This window comes from Streptomyces sp. NPDC005566 (genome assembly GCF_040605575.1).
In the GTDB taxonomy this organism is placed as follows: Bacteria; Actinomycetota; Actinomycetes; order Streptomycetales; family Streptomycetaceae; genus Streptomyces.
Map to the genome: position 1 here is coordinate 1 of NZ_JBEXDB010000003.1, position 14717 is coordinate 14717.

Annotated in this window: 14 protein-coding genes; 3 read left to right on the forward strand and 11 right to left on the reverse strand. The window is 71.2% G+C overall.

The window, feature by feature from the left end; translation table 11 throughout:
• Positions 1-433 precede the first annotated feature (433 nt).
• Positions 434-1447 carry a helix-turn-helix domain-containing protein gene (locus ABZS61_RS05315; RefSeq protein ID WP_356416450.1) on the reverse strand — a complete coding sequence of 338 codons (1014 nt, stop codon included), beginning with the start codon at positions 1445-1447 and terminating at the stop codon, positions 434-436.
• Between the two features lie 73 nt (positions 1448-1520).
• Here ABZS61_RS05315 and ABZS61_RS05320 point away from each other — a divergent pair, with 73 nt between their 5' ends.
• Complete coding sequence (locus tag ABZS61_RS05320) at positions 1521-2105, forward strand: cysteine hydrolase family protein (RefSeq protein WP_356416453.1); 585 nt, start codon at positions 1521-1523, stop codon at positions 2103-2105.
• A gap of 43 nt (positions 2106-2148) precedes the next feature.
• On the opposite strand, the gene proC is transcribed toward ABZS61_RS05320, so the two are convergent.
• Genes proC through ABZS61_RS05335 form a run of 3 tightly spaced genes read right to left on the reverse strand, consistent with a single transcriptional unit; the run spans position 2149 to position 4593 of the window.
• Positions 2149-2958, reverse strand: coding sequence for a pyrroline-5-carboxylate reductase (gene proC / locus ABZS61_RS05325; protein WP_356416456.1), 810 nt, complete (start codon positions 2956-2958; stop codon positions 2149-2151).
• A gap of 58 nt (positions 2959-3016) precedes the next feature.
• Positions 3017-3790 (reverse strand): ABC transporter permease, encoded by a 774-nt coding sequence (locus ABZS61_RS05330; RefSeq protein ID WP_356416459.1) that lies wholly within the window; start codon positions 3788-3790, stop codon positions 3017-3019.
• Positions 3787-4593, reverse strand: coding sequence for an ABC transporter ATP-binding protein (locus ABZS61_RS05335; protein WP_356416462.1), 807 nt, complete (start codon positions 4591-4593; stop codon positions 3787-3789). The genes ABZS61_RS05330 and ABZS61_RS05335 overlap by 4 nt, the downstream gene beginning before the upstream one ends.
• 159 nt (positions 4594-4752) lie before the next feature.
• On the opposite strand from ABZS61_RS05335, the gene ABZS61_RS05340 reads away from it, so the two are divergent.
• Positions 4753-6207: a SulP family inorganic anion transporter gene (locus ABZS61_RS05340; RefSeq protein ID WP_356416465.1), complete on the forward strand. Its 1455-nt coding sequence runs from the start codon at positions 4753-4755 to the stop codon at positions 6205-6207.
• Here the strand turns inward: ABZS61_RS05340 and ABZS61_RS05345 are convergent.
• From ABZS61_RS05345 to ABZS61_RS05355, 3 genes are read right to left on the reverse strand one after another with little or no spacing between them, the layout of a single operon-like run.
• Entirely contained in the window at positions 6188-6967 is a 780-nt protein-coding gene (locus ABZS61_RS05345) for a methyltransferase domain-containing protein (RefSeq protein WP_356416468.1), read from the reverse strand. The two genes, ABZS61_RS05340 and ABZS61_RS05345, sit on opposite strands and share 20 nt — an antisense overlap.
• Positions 6968-7018: 51 nt before the next feature.
• A complete protein-coding gene (locus ABZS61_RS05350; RefSeq protein WP_356416471.1) occupies positions 7019-7567 on the reverse strand; it encodes a hypothetical protein in 549 nt (182 codons plus the stop codon).
• 34 nt (positions 7568-7601) lie between these two features.
• Positions 7602-7928 (reverse strand): SH3 domain-containing protein, encoded by a 327-nt coding sequence (locus ABZS61_RS05355; protein WP_356416474.1) that lies wholly within the window; start codon positions 7926-7928, stop codon positions 7602-7604.
• Between the two features lie 125 nt (positions 7929-8053).
• Here ABZS61_RS05355 and ABZS61_RS05360 point away from each other — a divergent pair, with 125 nt between their 5' ends.
• On the forward strand, positions 8054-10222 hold the full coding sequence (locus ABZS61_RS05360) for a PQQ-binding-like beta-propeller repeat protein (RefSeq protein ID WP_356416476.1): 2169 nt from the start codon (positions 8054-8056) through the stop codon (positions 10220-10222).
• Between the two features lie 31 nt (positions 10223-10253).
• Here the strand turns inward: ABZS61_RS05360 and ilvD are convergent, their stop codons facing one another.
• The 4 genes from ilvD to ABZS61_RS05380 form a co-directional block, all read right to left on the reverse strand.
• A complete protein-coding gene (ilvD, locus tag ABZS61_RS05365; protein WP_356416479.1) occupies positions 10254-12104 on the reverse strand; it encodes a dihydroxy-acid dehydratase in 1851 nt (616 codons plus the stop codon).
• Between the two features lie 127 nt (positions 12105-12231).
• The gene (locus tag ABZS61_RS05370; RefSeq protein WP_356416482.1) at positions 12232-12864 is read right to left on the reverse strand and encodes a TetR family transcriptional regulator; all 633 of its coding nucleotides are present in this window, start codon (positions 12862-12864) and stop codon (positions 12232-12234) included.
• The gene (locus ABZS61_RS05375) at positions 12861-13685 is read right to left on the reverse strand and encodes a sugar phosphate isomerase/epimerase (RefSeq protein WP_356416485.1); all 825 of its coding nucleotides are present in this window, start codon (positions 13683-13685) and stop codon (positions 12861-12863) included. The genes ABZS61_RS05370 and ABZS61_RS05375 overlap by 4 nt, the downstream gene beginning before the upstream one ends.
• Positions 13686-13767: 82 nt before the next feature.
• On the reverse strand, positions 13768-14715 hold the full coding sequence (locus ABZS61_RS05380; protein WP_356416488.1) for a Ppx/GppA phosphatase family protein: 948 nt from the start codon (positions 14713-14715) through the stop codon (positions 13768-13770).
• Positions 14716-14717 lie beyond the last annotated feature (2 nt).

Here is a 14717-nt window from a genome sequence, read left to right on the forward strand (position 1 = left end):
GTCCCGTTTCACCGGGGCCCTCCGGGCGCTTCCCTTCGTTCTTGCGTTTCCGACTCTATCAGACTCTTTCGTGTCCGATTCCCGGTCGAAGCGGGCCCCCTGCGAAGCAAGAGAATTGTTACTGCGCTTTCCAGTTCTTCGCTTTCGCGTTTCCCTTTCCGGCGAGTCCGACTCTATCAGATCCTTTCGGGCCTGATTCCCAGTCAGTGGGGCTTGTCTTCCCGGCTGTTGGGCCGTTCCGACGAGTGAGACTTTAGCGGAATCCGGGGCCCCGACGCTAATCGGGGCATCGTTCCTTCGAACGTGGATTCCTCATTCCGAACGTGCACACAGAAAACGTGCGACACAGGTCGCCGGTTTCTTGTGTTCACTACGGAATGGCTGTCCGGGGACCGACCGGGGTCGGCGCTCACGTCGGACAACTCGGAGCACACTACGGATCCGTACGGACGGTGTCAACCTCCGGCCCGGCCCCCGCGTCGCGGAAAGCTGTCCGGTAGTCGCGCGGACTGGTGGAGAGGTGTGCCGCGAAGCGCTGGCGCATGGTGACCTCGCTGCCGAACCCCGTGCGGCGGGCCACCTCCGGGAGGGGAAGGTCCGTGCGTTCGAGGAGCTTCTGGGCTGCGGCGATGCGTTGCGAGATCAGCCAGCGCAGTGGGGTGGTCCCGGCGGTTGCCTGGAAGTGCCGGGCGAAGGTGCGCGCGGACATGCCGGCTCGGGCGGCGAGGCCGGCCACGGTGTGCGGTTCCGCCAGGTGGGCCAGCGCGTGGGCCCGGACCGAGGCGAGCGTGTCGGCGTCCCGGTCGGACTCCGGGGTGGGGTGCTCGATGAACTGGGCCTGGGTTCCGGTCCGGAACGGGGCCGTGACCATCGAACGGGCGATCGTGGCTGCCGCTTCGGCGCCCTGGGTGATGCGGACGAGATGGAGGCAGAGGTCGATGCCGGCCGCCGTGCCCGCCGAGGTCCAGATGTTTCCGTCGCGGAGGAAGAGGGCGTCCGGCACCACGGTGACCTGGGGGTGATGGGCATGGAGGAGGTCAGTGAGGTTCCAGTGGGTGACGGCCTGGCGGCCGTCGAGCAGCCCCGCCTGCGCGAGCGTGAAGGCGCCGCCGCAGAGCGCGGCGATGGGCGTGCCCCGCGCGTGGACACCGCGCAGGGCTTCGAGCACCGCGGGCGGGGCCGGTGTGAGGTGGTCGTCGAGGCCGGGCACCACGACCAGGTCGCAGCGGGACAGCCAGGTCAGCGTCCGGTCAGGGGTGAGGGACAGACCACCGCGGAGCGGAATGGGTGCCGGGTCGGCGGCAGTGCGGCGCAGGTCGAAGGCGGGGACACCTCGGTCGGTGCGGTCCACGCCCCAGACCTCGGTGATGACGGAGACGTCGAACGCCCTGACTCCCGGGAACGAGACCAGGGCGATGCGGACGGGGCGGTTCGGCGGCGCGGTCATCTTGGCAGTAAAGCATCGATCGATGACTTTCCCTGCTCTGGGAGATGGCCGGCCGTGGGCGGACAGTGGAGGCATGGAGATCGCAGGGAACGCAGCGCTGGTCGTGGTGGATGTGCAGCAGGGGTTCGAGGAGGAGGCGTACTGGGGACCGCGGAACAATCCGGATGCCGACAGGAACATCGCGGGGCTGATCGATGTCTGGCAGGCGAGCGGCCGGCCCGTCGTGTTCGTGCGGCATGACTCGACCGAGCCGGGCTCGCCCCTGCGGGTGGGCCGCCCGGGCAACGCGTTCAAGGAGTACGTGGAGGAGCGTCGCGGAAAGGGGAGCGGGGCGGAGTTGTTCCTGACGAAATCGGTGAACTCAGCCTTCTACGGGACGCCCGATCTGGATGCCTGGCTGCGGGAAGCCGGGGTGCGGCAGATTGTGGTGGCCGGGATCCAGACCAATATGTGCGCGGAGACGACAGCGCGCATGGGCGGCAATCTCGGGTACGAGGTGTTCTTCGCCTTCGACGCGACGTACACCTTCGACGCGGTGGGGCCGTGGGAATGGGCCCTGGGCGCGGACGACCTGGCGCGGGCCACCGCCGTGACGTTGCACGGCGGTGGGTTCGCGAGCGTGGTGCGCAGTGCGGAGCTGGTTGCTGCGGTGAAGTAGGCGAGTGACGTAGGTGAGGTGGGTGGGGCAGGGGCTCGTCAGGTCAGCCGTTGCCGGAGGCGAGCTCGCGGCTGCGGTCGCGGGCTGCTTCGAGTGCGGCGATGAGGGCGGCCCGTACGCCGTGGTTCTCCAGTTCCCTGATGGCGCTGATGGTGGTGCCGGCCGGGCTGGTGACGGCCTCGCGGAGCTTGACCGGGTGCTCACCGCTGTCCCGGAGCATGATCGCGGCGCCGATGGCGGCCTGGACGATCAGGTCGTGGGCCTGGGCGCGGGGCAGGCCGAGCAGGATGCCCGCGTCGGTCATGGCCTCGACGAGGAAGTAGAAGTACGCGGGTCCGGAGCCGGAGAGTGCGGTGGCGGCGTCCTGCTGGGACTCCGGGACGCGGAGGGTCTTGCCGACACCGCCGAAGATCGCCTCGGCGTGGGCGAGGTGTCCGGGGGTGGCGTGGCTGCCCGCGGAGATCACGGACATGCCCTCGTCCACGACGACGGGGGTGTTCGGCATGACACGTACGACCGGGGTGCCCTCGGTGAGGCGCTCCTCGATGAACGCGGTCGGGATGCCGGCGGCGGCGGTGATGACGAGACGGTCGGCGGTGACGTGCGGGGCGAGTTCGTCGAGGAGCTTGCCCATGTCCTGCGGCTTGACCGCGAGGATGAGGATGTCCGCGCTCTTGGCCGCTTCGGCGTTGCTGACGGACTCGACGCCGTAGCGGGTGCGGAGCTCTTCGGCGCGCTCGGAGCGCCGTGTGGTCACCAGGAGATCGGCGGCGCGCCAGCCCGCCCGGATCATGCCGCTGAGCAGAGCCTCGCCGATCTTTCCTGTACCGAGGACTGCGACTGTCTGGGTCATGCGGTTTCACCCTCCGGGTGGCGGTTCTCGTCGTTGCCGCCATCCTCGCACCGGGCGCTCAGGTGGTGCGGCGGCGGAGGGTGGCCGCGCCCAGGCAGAGGACGAGCAGGGCGCAGCCCGCGACGATCACGATGTCGCGGAAGAAGTCGGCGGTGATGTCGGTGTGGGTGAGGACCTCGTTCATGCCGTCGACGGCGTACGACATCGGCATGACGTTCGAGATGGCTTCCAGGACGGGGTGCATCTGGTCGCGCGGGGTGAACAGTCCGCACAGGAGCAGCTGGGGGAAGATCACGGCCGGCATGAACTGGACCGCCTGGAACTCGGAGGCGGCGAAGGCCGAGACGAACAGGCCGAGCGCCGTGCCGAGCAGCGCGTCGAGCAGGGCGACCAGGAGCAGCAGCCAGGGCGATCCGATGACGTCCAGGCCGAGCACCCACACGGAGAGTGCGGTGGCCAGCAGGGACTGGACGACGGCGACCGTGCCGAAGGCGAGTGCGTAGCCCGCGATCAGGTCGCCTTTGCCCAGGGGCATGGCGAGGAGACGTTCGAGGGTGCCCGATGTGCGTTCGCGCAGCGTGGCGATCGAGGTCACCAGGAACATGGTGATGAGCGGGAAGATGCCGAGCAGCGAGGCGCCGATGGCGTCGAAGGTCTGCGGGCTGCCGTCGAAGACGTAGCGCAGCAGCGTGATCATCAGGACCGGGACGATCAGCAGCAGCGCGATGGTGCGGGGGTCGTGCCGGAGCTGGCGCAGGACGCGGGCGGCGGTGGCCAGGGTGCGGGCGGGGCTCAGCGGCTGCGGGGTGGGCGCCGGGGCTGTGGTGCTCATCGGGTCGTCTCCTGGCGGGTGGCATCGGCGGCTTCGTCCACGAGGTGGAGGAAGGCCTCTTCGACGGTGGCGGAGTCGGTGCGGGTGCGCAGGCTTTCCGGGGTGTCGGAGGCGAGGATCTCGCCCGCGCGCATGAGCAGCAGCCGGTGGCAGCGCTCGGCCTCGTCCATGACGTGCGAGGAGACGAGGATCGTGGTGCCCCGGTCGGCGGCGAGGGTGTGGAAGAGGTTCCAGAGGTCCCGGCGGAGTACGGGGTCGAGACCCACGGTCGGTTCGTCGAGGACCAGGAGTTCGGGGGTGCCGAGCAGGGCGACCGCGAGGGAGACGCGGCTGAGCTGGCCACCGGAGAGGTTCCCGGCCAGGGCGTCGGCGTGGGTGGTGAGGTCGACGTCCTGGATGGCGCGGGTGACGGCTTCCCCGCGGGCGTTCCGGTGGCTGCGTCCCGGCTGGAGCACGGCCGCGAAGTAGTCCAGGTTCTGCCGGACGGTGAGGTCGGTGTAGACGGACGGGGCCTGGGTGACGTAGCCGATGCGGGGGCGCAGTGCGGGGTGCCCGGCGGGTCGGCCGAGGACGTCGAGGGTGCCGGTGACCTTGGCCTGGGTGCCGACGACGGCGCGCATGAGTGTGGATTTCCCGCAGCCCGAGGGGCCGAGAAGTCCGGTGATCCTGCCGGGTTCGACGGCGAAGTCGAGGCTGCGCAGGACGGTGCGGTCGCCTCGTTCGACGGTGAGGGCGCGGGCTTCGACGGCAGCTGCGGCGGTGGGCGCGTGCCCGGCACCCGCACCGTGCGGAGAATTCATCATGTGATGAATTTTCGTCCCGCCGGAGGTCCCGCGTCAAGGGATCGGCGTGGCGTGGGGCGCAGTCGGCCCGGGGCGTGATCGGAATGAGTGGTCCCCTCCCGTTCCACCCCGTTCTGCACCCATGCTTCTCACCGCCCACTACCGACGGAGGCACCTTCTTTGCGTGGCATCCCGGTCTCTCGCGCCGACTTCACCGCTTCACTCGTCGTCTTTCTCGTTGCCCTGCCCCTGTGCGTGGGCGTGGCCGTCGCCTCGGGCGTGCCGGCCGAGCTCGGACTGATCACCGGGATCGTCGGAGGAATCGTCGCGGGGCTGCTCCCTGGCAGCAGCCTGCAGGTCAGCGGTCCCGCGGCCGGGCTGACCGTGCTGGTGTACGAGGCGGTCGCGCTCTACGGGATCGGCGCCCTCGGGGTACTGGTCCTCACCGCCGGCGCACTGCAGGTGGCTCTGGGCGTCATGCGGCTCGGACGGTGGTTCCGTGCCGTGTCCGTCGCCGTGGTGCACGGGATGCTCGCCGGGATCGGGCTGGTCCTGATCTCCGGTCAGGTGTACGTGCTCGCCGACGCGACGGCTCCCGGCTCCATGGGGCAGAAGATCGCCGGGCTGCCCGGCCTTCTGCTCGGCAAGGGGGTGTCCGGTCCGGCCGTCGCGTTGGGGGTGGGGACCGTCGTCGTCCTGACGCTCTGGCCGAAGTGGCGGCGTGCGGCGCGCGTGGTGCCCGCACCGCTGGTGGCGGTGGGGCTCGCGGCCGGGGCGACCGCGGTGTTCGGTCTGCCGGTGCGCCGACTGGAGGTGAACGGCCTGCTCGACGCCGTACAGCCGCCCGGCATCGCCGACTGGGCGCGGCTCCTCGAAGCCGGGGTCCTCGGCACCGTCCTCGCCTTCGCGCTGATCGCCTCGGCGGAGTCACTGTTCAGCGCGGCGGCGGTGGACCGGCTGCACAACGGGAAGCGGACGGACTACGACAAGGAGCTGATCGCGCAGGGGGCGGGCAACGCGGTGTGCGGGGTGCTGGGCGCCCTGCCGATGACCGCCGTGATCGTGCGCAGCGTCGCCAACGTGCAGGCCGGTGCGCGGACGAAGGCGTCCCGGATCCTGCACGGCGTATGGCTGCTGCTCTTCGCCGCGGCCCTGCCGATCGCGCTGGGGATTATTCCGGTGGCGGCCCTGGCGGGCGTGCTCGTCCACGCCGGCTACAAGCTCATTCCCGTACGGACACTGGTGCCGCTGTGGCGTGAGCACCGCGGTGAGGCGGTGGTGCTGGCAGTGACGGCCGGGACCATCGTGGCGACGAGCCTGTTCGAGGGGGTCGTGGTCGGACTGGTGCTGGCCGTCGCCAAGACCGCCTGGGACATCAGCCATGTGCATGTGGAGGTGGAGGAGGGCGTCGGTGGTGTGCTGCGCGTCCGGGTGGCGGGCAATGCCACGTTCCTGCGCCTTCCGAAACTGCTGGACGCCCTGGATGCCCTGCCGCGCGACCGGGTGGTGGAGCTGGATCTGGCCGGGCTCCGGCACACCGACCACGCGTGTGCGGCCGCTCTGGAGGGATGGGCCGAGTCCCACGAGGCACGGCGGGACCAGGAGACCGGCGCGGTCAGCGGATCGCCACGATGAGGTCGGCCACGTAGTGCTCCTCTACCGTGCCGTTCGGAAAGAGCGCTGCGAGGTGGCCGCGCTCCGCGCCGAGGAAACGGCGGGTGGCCTCCTCGCCGGCCCTACCGAGCACGAGGAACGCGGAATGGCTGGCGAGGTTGGCGAGGTGGGTCTCGACCGGCACCTTCCGGGACCAGGGGAGCAGGCGCTGCGCGAAGCTGCTGCCGGCCGGCCCGGGCAGCTCCCGGAACCGGCTGCCGGGGACCGGGGACGCGGGTGATGAGCCGTGGGCACTGTCGTCGGCGCCCAGGTGGCGGCGCAGACGGGTGTCCTGGTCCGCGATCCAGGGGACGGAGTGGTCGGAGACGTTCCACCACAGCGCCAGGGCGCCTCCGGGGCGCAGAACGCGGAACGCCTCGGGCATCGAGCGCTCCGGGTCCGTCCAGTGCCACGACTGTGCGTAGGTGATCAGGTCGGCCGACGCGGTGGCCAGGGGCAGACAGTTGCCGTCGCCCCGCACGACCGGTACGGACGGCAGCGTCCGGTGCAGTTCGGCCGCCATTCCGGGGCCCGGCTCCACGGCCGTGACCCTGGCACCCCGGGCGTGGAGCAGCCGGGTGGCGATACCCGTTCCGGCGCCGATGTCGACGGTGCGGGCGCCCCGCAGGGGACGGCCCGCCAGTTCCTCGACGGCGTCGAAGAGGGCGGGCGGGTAGTCGGGGCGGGCCGCCGCGTACTGGGCTGCGGCCCGGTCGAACGAGAGGGCGCGGGCAGAGGACATGGATTCATCGTGCCTCGGCCCCGGCATACGCGGGAGCGGTTTCGGCAAGCGCTACTTCCGCCCGGTGCGCTTGCCCCTGGCGCTCCTGCGGGCCGCCGGGTTTCCCGTGCGGGTCGAGCGGCGCTTCACGTACTGGGCGAGCGCCGTCTCGTACTCCGTGCGCCGGAGCTTCTCGCCCGGCGCCTCCAGGAGCGAGCGGAAGAAGTACGCGAGGAGCGAGCCGATGAAGCCGATGGACTTGAGGCCGCGCAGGCTGTCCTCGCGGGACGGGTCGGCGGGACGGCGGCTGAAGCCGTCCCACGTCCTGCGGAAGGCGATGGCACTGCACACCGCGAACATCAGGACCACGAGCATGCCGACGATGCTGCCGACCTCGGCGATCTCCAGGCCCTGGTACGCGAAGCGGAGGACGAAGCACGAGGCGACGGCTGCCGCGAGCGAGCCGACGGCGGCCCCGGCCCGCCGCAGCCCGTAGCCACCGTCGTGGTCGACCCAGGTCGTACCGAAGAAACGAAGGGGCTCGGGCTGCGGCCCCGGCGTGCTGCCGCCGGACGTCGTGCTGCCTGAGGGCGTGCCGGATGCTTCGCTGTTCTCGCTCACGGAATCGATTATCCCTGGGCGAGCGCCGTGCGTGTCAGTCGCAGCGCGGGGCGATGTAGCCGTCACTGCCCGTGTGCACGTACGCGTCGGACACGAACTCGCCGCTGGCGATGTTGTCCCAGAGGTTCGTCGTGCCGTACGGGCCGCTGACCCTCTCCCCCGGCTTCTGGCAGTAGACCGGGACGCTCATTCCGTACGGCAGCGTCCTGACGATCCCGTACTGCGTGCCGGGGCCCTTGCGGACGTTGACGCGGTAGCCGGGAGCGATGGGATATCTGACGACGCTCGCGGCGAGCGTCGTCACCCCCTCGTCGTCCGCTGCCGCACTGTCGATGATGCCGGTGTTCTCTCCAACGCCCATGAGGGCCTCCCCCGTTGAAAAACCGATGCGTACGACGCGCAGGCTAACAAGCCCCACCCGACTCGCACGCACTATCGACTAGGCTCCGTGCGTCGCGCTTGCGGACGAACACACGGGGGTGGGCGGTGCCGCCGCTGCGAGGTACCGGATCGCATCCGGAAGCGGAACAACCTGAGTACGCCGGGCGGTACCGGCTCGAGGCATGTCTCGGTGCGGGCGGCATGGGTGTGGTGCACCTGGCTCGCTCCGCCTCCGGGCTGCAGCTCGCGGTCAAGGTGGTGCACCGCCAGCATGCGGCGGACCCCGAGTTCCGGGCACGGTTCCGGCAGGAGGTCGCGGCGGCCCGCCGGGTCAGCGGCGCGTTCACCGCGCCGGTCGTGGATGCCGACCCGACAGCCGAACTGCCCTGGATGGCCACGCTCTACGTACCGGGCCCGACGCTCTCCGCACAGGTGAAGCGGAACGGACCGATGAGCCCGGCCGCGCTGCGCAGGCTCACGGCGGGGCTGGCCGAGGCACTGCGTGACATCCATCGGGCCGGTGTCATCCACCGCGACCTCAAGCCGAGCAACGTGATGCTCCCCGACTCCGGCCCCAAGGTCATCGACTTCGGGATCTCCCGGCCGTACGACAGTGATCTGCGCACCGAGACGGGAAAGCTGATCGGCTCGCCCCCGTACATGGCGCCCGAGCAGTTCCAGCGGCCGCGTGAGGTCGGCCCCGCCGCGGATGTGTTCGCGCTGGGCGCGGTGCTGGTCCACGCGGCGACCGGCCGTGGGCCCTTCGACTCGGACAGCCCGTACATCGTGGCCTACCAGGTGGTGCACGACGAGGCCGATCTGACCGGGGTGCCCGCCGATCTGGCTCCGCTGGTCGGCCGGTGCCTGGCGAAGGATCCCGCGGAGCGTCCGACCCCCGACGAGATCATGGCGGCGCTGCATCCCCCGTCGTACGAGGCCACGGCGTTCGTTCCGGCCCAGCGGCGCCCGTCCTCCGTCTCGTCCGTGGCGGGGTCCGGCGCGCGGGAGCCCGCACAGGAGACGGCGACCCACGTACGGGCCGCGGAGCCGCCTCCCGGGGCGAGGCGCGGGCGGCGGACGGGTCGGCGGCTCGCGGTGACCACGGGGGTGCTCGCCCTGGTCGCCGGCTGCGTGTGGGCGGCCGGCGCGTGGCACAGCAGCGGGAGCCCGGACACGGTCGGGGCCGAGGGGAAGAGGAAGAGCGCTGCGGCTTTCGTACCGTGGCAGACACCGCTGCCGTCCTCGGAGGGCTCGACGCCGTCCTGTTCCCCGTCCGGGACGGGTGCGGACGCCGCGCTGTACTGCGTGGCCGCGGGCTTCGGCACGGCGCGGCTGGACCCGTCGGACGGCCGGGTGATCTGGTCGCACCGGGATGCCTCGCCGGAGGCCCCCGAACTGGGAGCGGCGGCCGGCGGACCTGCGTACACCGCCGTGCCGGGCGGAACCCTCCGGGCCCATGACCCCGGCCGGGGCACACCGCTCTGGGACGCGGACCTCTCCGCGTACCTCGACGTCCCCTTCCCTGCCGGTGACACGCTGCTGATGGTCGGGCGGGACGGCACCGCGCGGGGCCTCGACGCCACGACCGGCGCGTCCCTCTGGCAGCGCTCCGTCCCCGGCCACCGGCAGCCGGGCTACGCGCTGTACGAGAGCGGGACGGGACTCGCGTACGTCTTCGAGAACTCGGCGCACGGGACCACCACACTCGTCACTGCGGTCGAGGCGCAGACCGGGCGCACCGCCTGGCAGCGCCGGCTGGACGGGACGCTCACCCCGGCCGGGGCATCCGACGGGGTGCTCGTCCTCACGTCCATGAACGAGAACGCCCAGACCACCGGGCTGGTGCGCTACGACCCTGTGCTGCGGAGTGCCACCCGGACGACGCTGCCCTTCCGGATGAACGAACCGGAGGTCGTGCTCGAAGGCGACACCGCGTACCTGCTGGAACGCGGCGGCACCCTGCTGGCCGTCGGGATCCGTCCGAGCAGCGGGACAGCGGAACGGTGGCGCCTGGAGACGGCTGTCGGGCTCACGTCCTCGCCCGTTCTCGGAGAGGGCGACCGGCTGTACTTCTCCGCGGCCGACGGGCGGCTGCTCGCCGTCGACGCGGAACACGGCACGCTGCTCGGGCAGACCCGTCCGCGGCTGCGGGCGGGGAAGCTCAGTCACGCCTCGTCGCTGCCCGCTCCGGTGGTCCTCGGCACGGCCGTGTACGGGACCTCCCCGGACGGTTCCGTTTTTGCCGTGGACGCGAACGACCCCGCCCACTGGTGATACCGGGGGCGGGGTCGGACGTGCGGTTGTGTCAGCCGAGCCGGGAGACGTCGCGGACGGCGCCGCGGTCCGCGCTCGTCGCCATGGCCGCGTAGGCCCGCAGCGCCGCCGAGACCTTGCGGTCGCGGTTCTTCGGCGCGTACGCGCCGTTCAGGGCCGCTCGGCGGGTGGCCAGCTCGGTGTCGGGGACGAGGAGCTCGATCGAGCGGTTCGGGATGTCGATCCGGATCCGGTCGCCGTCCTCGACGAGCGCGATCGTGCCGCCGGACGCCGCCTCCGGCGAGGCGTGCCCGATGGACAGGCCCGACGTACCGCCGGAGAAGCGGCCGTCGGTGACGAGCGCGCAGGTCTTGCCGAGACCGCGGCCCTTCAGGAACGACGTCGGGTAGAGCATCTCCTGCATGCCGGGGCCGCCGCGCGGGCCCTCGTAGCGGATGACGACGACGTCGCCGTGGGTGATCTCCTTCCGGAGGATCTTGTCCACCGCCTCGTCCTGGGACTCGCAGACCACCGCCGGGCCTTCGAAGGTCCAGATCGATTCGTCCACACCGGCCGTCTTGACGACACAGCCGTCGACCGCGAGGTTGCCCTTGAGGACCGCGAGGCCGCCGTCCTTCGAGTACGCGTGCTCCATGGAGCGGATGCAGCCGCCCTCGGCGTCGAGGTCGAGGGTGTCCCAGCGCTCGGACTGCGAGAAGGCGGTCGCGGAGCGGACGCAGCCGGGGGCCGCGTGCCACAGCTCGATCGCGTCGGGGGACGGGGAGCCGCCCCGCACGTCCCAGGACTTCAGCCAGTCCGCGAGGGAGTCGGAGTGGACGGAGTGGACGTCCTCGTTGAGGAGGCCGCCGCGGTAGAGCTCGCCGAGGATCGCGGGGATGCCGCCGGCCCGGTGGATGTCCTCCATGTAGTACGTGCCGCCGGGCGCGACGTTCGGCGCGACCTTCGCGAGGCAGGGCACGCGGCGCGAGATCGCGTCCATCTCCGGGAGGCCGAAGTCGAGCTCGGCCTCCTGGGCGGCGGCCAGCAGGTGCAGGATCGTGTTGGTGGAGCCGCCCATGGCGATGTCCAGGGCCATGGCGTTCTCGAAGGCCGCTCGCGAGGCGATGTTCCGCGGGAGGACCGTCTCGTCGTCCTGCTCGTAGTGGCGCTTGGTGATCTCGACGATCGTCCGGCCGGCGTCCTCGTACAGCGCCTTGCGGGCGGTGTGCGTGGCGAGGACCGAGCCGTTGCCGGGCAGGGCCAGGCCGATCGCTTCGGCGAGGCAGTTCATCGAGTTGGCGGTGAACATGCCGGAGCAGCTGCCACAGGTCGGACAGGCGTTCTCCTCGATGCGGAGGATGTCCTCGTCCGAGATCTTGTCGTTCACCGCGTCGGAGATCGCGTCGACCAGGTCGAGGCTGCGGACCGTGCCGTCGACGAGGGTGGCCTTGCCGGCCTCCATCGGGCCGCCGGAGACGAAGATCGTGGGGATGTTGAGGCGGAGGGCCGCCATCAGCATGCCGGGGGTGATCTTGTCGCAGTTGGAGATGCAGATCAGCGCGTCGGCGCAGTGGGCCTCGACCATGTACTCGACGCTGTCCGCGATGAGGTCGCGGGAGGGCAGGCTGTAGAGCATGCCGCCGTGCCCCATCGCGATGCCGTCGTCCACCGCGATCGTGTTGAACTCGCGGGGCACCGCGCCCGCGGCCTTGATCGCCTCGGAGACGATCCGGCCGACGGGGGCGAGGTGGGTGTGACCGGGGACGAACTCGGTGAAGGAGTTGGCGACCGCGATGATCGGCTTGCCGATGTCCTCACTGGCTACGCCGGACGCCCGCATAAGGGCGCGGGCGCCCGCCATGTTGCGGCCGTGGGTGACAGTGCGGGACCTCAGGTGGGGCATCGCCGATCGCTCCTTCGACAGATAAAGACTGTCTCCGAGCGTACGCCCCGCTCCAGGATCTGGACAGCGTGTCCGGATTCCGGGACGCGGTGCCCAGTGTCCGGGCAGTCACGCCACCCGATGGGTCCTACGGGACGTCCTGCCCCGAGAGGTAGCGCTGGAGCGTCGGAGCCACCATGGCGATGATCTTCTCCGGGTCCGCCGACGCCAGTGGTTCCGCCTGGATCACGTAGCGCAGGATCGCGATCCCGATCATGTGCGAGGCGGCCAGTTCGGCGCGGAAGGTCGGGTCGGGTACGTCCAGGTCCCCCGCGATCCGCTCCAGCAGCCGTCGCAGCACGAAGCCGCGCAGGACCTTCGCGGCCGCCTCGTGCGTGAGCGCGGAGCGCAGGATCGCCAGCATCGGCGCGCGGGACACCGGGTTCTCCCAGACCCCGATGAAGTACCTGGCCAGCCGCTCGCCGACGCCGTCCATGGGACCGCCGAGGATCTCGGGGATGACGAGCGCGGGCTCGAAGGAGACCTCGATGGCCGCCGCGAAGACCTCGTCCTTCGTACCGAAGTAGTGGTGCACCAGGGCCGCGTCGACGCCCGCCGCCTTGGCGATGCCACGCATCGAGGTCTTGTCGTAGCCGCGCTCGGCGAATTCGGCACGGGCCGCCTCGAGGATCCGCGTCCTGGCGTCGGGGCCGGCGGTCTTCGCCGTACGGGAGGGGCGGCCCCGGCGGCGGGGAGCCGGGCCGTCCGTGCCCGGAGTCATGAGCGGGGTGCCTGCGCGGAGGACGCCAGGTGAAGCCGGGTGAAGGCGAGCGCCTCCGCGAGGTCGGCCTCGCGTTCGGCCGCTGACATGGCGCGGCGCGTGTTGACCTCGATGACGACGTGGCCATCGAAAGCGGTACGGGCGAGGCGCTCCAGCAGTTCCGCGCAGGGCTGGTCGCCCCGGCCGGGCACCAGGTGCTCGTCCTTGTTGGAGCCCTTGCCGTCGGCGAGGTGGACGTGGGCGAGGCGGTCGCCCATCCGGTCCACCATCGCCAGGCTGTCGGTCCGTGCGGTCGCCGTGTGCGAGAGGTCCACGGTGAAGTGCCGGTAGTCGTCCTGGGTGACGTCCCAGTCGGGGGCGTACGCGAGCATCTCGCGGTCCCGGTAGCGCCACGGGTACATGTTCTCCACCGCGAACCGCACATCTGTCTCGTCCGCCATGCGCCAGATTCCGCTGACGAAGTCGCGTGCGTAGTTGCGCTGCCAACGGAACGGCGGGTGGACCACCACCGTCGACGCCCCGAGCTTCTCCGCCGCCGCTCTGGCCCGCTGAAGCTTGACCCACGGGTCGGTGGACCAGACCCGCTGCGTGATCAGCAGACAGGGCGCGTGCACGGCGAGGATCGGGACCTGGTGGTAGTCCGACAGCCGTCTCAGCGCCTCGATGTCCTGGCTGACCGGGTCGGTCCAGACCATGACCTCGACACCGTCGTAGCCCAGGCGCGCAGCGATCTCGAAGGCCGTCGCCGTCGACTCCGGATAGACCGAAGCCGTCGACAGGGCGACCTTCGCATCCGGGATGCGCACCACTGGTTCTGCCACGGAGACAGGGTACGGGCCGCGGTACGCGTCGAAGAGGGACCCCGGCTGAAAGTGAGAAGGGCCATGACCTCCGGGCCGGGGGTCAGCCGAGTGCCACCTGGCCGGTCGGGAGGTGGTCCAGGCGGCGCAGGATGACTCCCTCACGCAGCGCCCAGGGGCAGATCTCCAGTTCCTCGACCCCGAACAGGTCCATGGCCCCTTCGGCAACCAGCGCCCCCGCCAGCAGCTGCGGGGCCCTCCCCTCGGCCACCCCGGGCAGGTGCCCCCGCTGCTCGACAGTCATCGCCGCCAGCTTCGGCACCCACTCCTCCAGTGCCTTGCGGGTGAGGACGCGCTGTACGTACAGGCCCTCCGCGGAGCGTGCGGCTCCCGCGATCCTGGCGAGCTGCTTGAAGGTCTTGGAGGTCCCGACGACGTGATCCGGCGGGCCCAGCCGGGTGAACTCGCCGACCGTGCGGGCGATGCCGGCCCGGACGTGGCGGCGCAGCATCCGTATGTCCGTGGCGGCCGGCGGATCACCGGGCAGCCAGCTCGCGGTGAGGCGCCCGGCGCCGAGCGGCAGCGAGACGGCGGCGTCGGGCTCCTCGTCCATGCCGTACCCGACCTCCAGGGAACCGCCGCCGATGTCCAGCACCAGCAGCTTTCCCGCCGACCAGCCGAACCAGCGGCGGGCGGCCAGGAAGGTCAGCCGGGCCTCCTCCTCGCCACTGAGTACGGCGAGGGCGATGCCCGTCTCGTCCTGCACCCGGGCCAGCACCTGGTCCGCGTTGCTCGCCTCGCGCACGGCGGACGTGGCGAACGCGAGTACGTCCTCGCAGCCCTTGTCCTCGGCGGCCCGCAGCGCGTCGGCGACCGTCGACACGAGCCGGTCGACGCCGTCGGGGCCGATCGCCCCGTCCATGTCGAGGAGTTCGGCCAGCCGCAGCTCCGCCTTGTGCGAGTGCGCGGGCAGTGGGCGGGCGCCGGGGTGCGCGTCGACCACCAGCAGATGAACCGTGTTCGACCCCACGTCGAGGACTCCGAGTCTCATAC

What these genes read in the sequence shown, in the direction of transcription:
- ABZS61_RS05315 (WP_356416450.1), bottom strand. Translation starts at nt 1,447, where the DNA reads ATGACCGCGCCGCCGAACCGCCCCGTCCGCATCGCCCTGGTCTCGTTC.
- ABZS61_RS05320 (WP_356416453.1), top strand. Translation starts at nt 1,521, where the DNA reads ATGGAGATCGCAGGGAACGCAGCGCTGGTCGTGGTGGATGTGCAGCAG.
- proC (WP_356416456.1), bottom strand. Translation starts at nt 2,958, where the DNA reads ATGACCCAGACAGTCGCAGTCCTCGGTACAGGAAAGATCGGCGAGGCT.
- ABZS61_RS05330 (WP_356416459.1), bottom strand. Translation starts at nt 3,790, where the DNA reads ATGAGCACCACAGCCCCGGCGCCCACCCCGCAGCCGCTGAGCCCCGCC.
- ABZS61_RS05335 (WP_356416462.1), bottom strand. Translation starts at nt 4,593, where the DNA reads ATGATGAATTCTCCGCACGGTGCGGGTGCCGGGCACGCGCCCACCGCC.
- ABZS61_RS05345 (WP_356416468.1), bottom strand. Translation starts at nt 6,967, where the DNA reads ATGTCCTCTGCCCGCGCCCTCTCGTTCGACCGGGCCGCAGCCCAGTAC.
- ABZS61_RS05355 (WP_356416474.1), bottom strand. Translation starts at nt 7,928, where the DNA reads ATGGGCGTTGGAGAGAACACCGGCATCATCGACAGTGCGGCAGCGGAC.
- ilvD (WP_356416479.1), bottom strand. Translation starts at nt 12,104, where the DNA reads ATGCCCCACCTGAGGTCCCGCACTGTCACCCACGGCCGCAACATGGCG.
- ABZS61_RS05370 (WP_356416482.1), bottom strand. Translation starts at nt 12,864, where the DNA reads ATGACTCCGGGCACGGACGGCCCGGCTCCCCGCCGCCGGGGCCGCCCC.
- ABZS61_RS05380 (WP_356416488.1), bottom strand. Translation starts at nt 14,715, where the DNA reads ATGAGACTCGGAGTCCTCGACGTGGGGTCGAACACGGTTCATCTGCTG.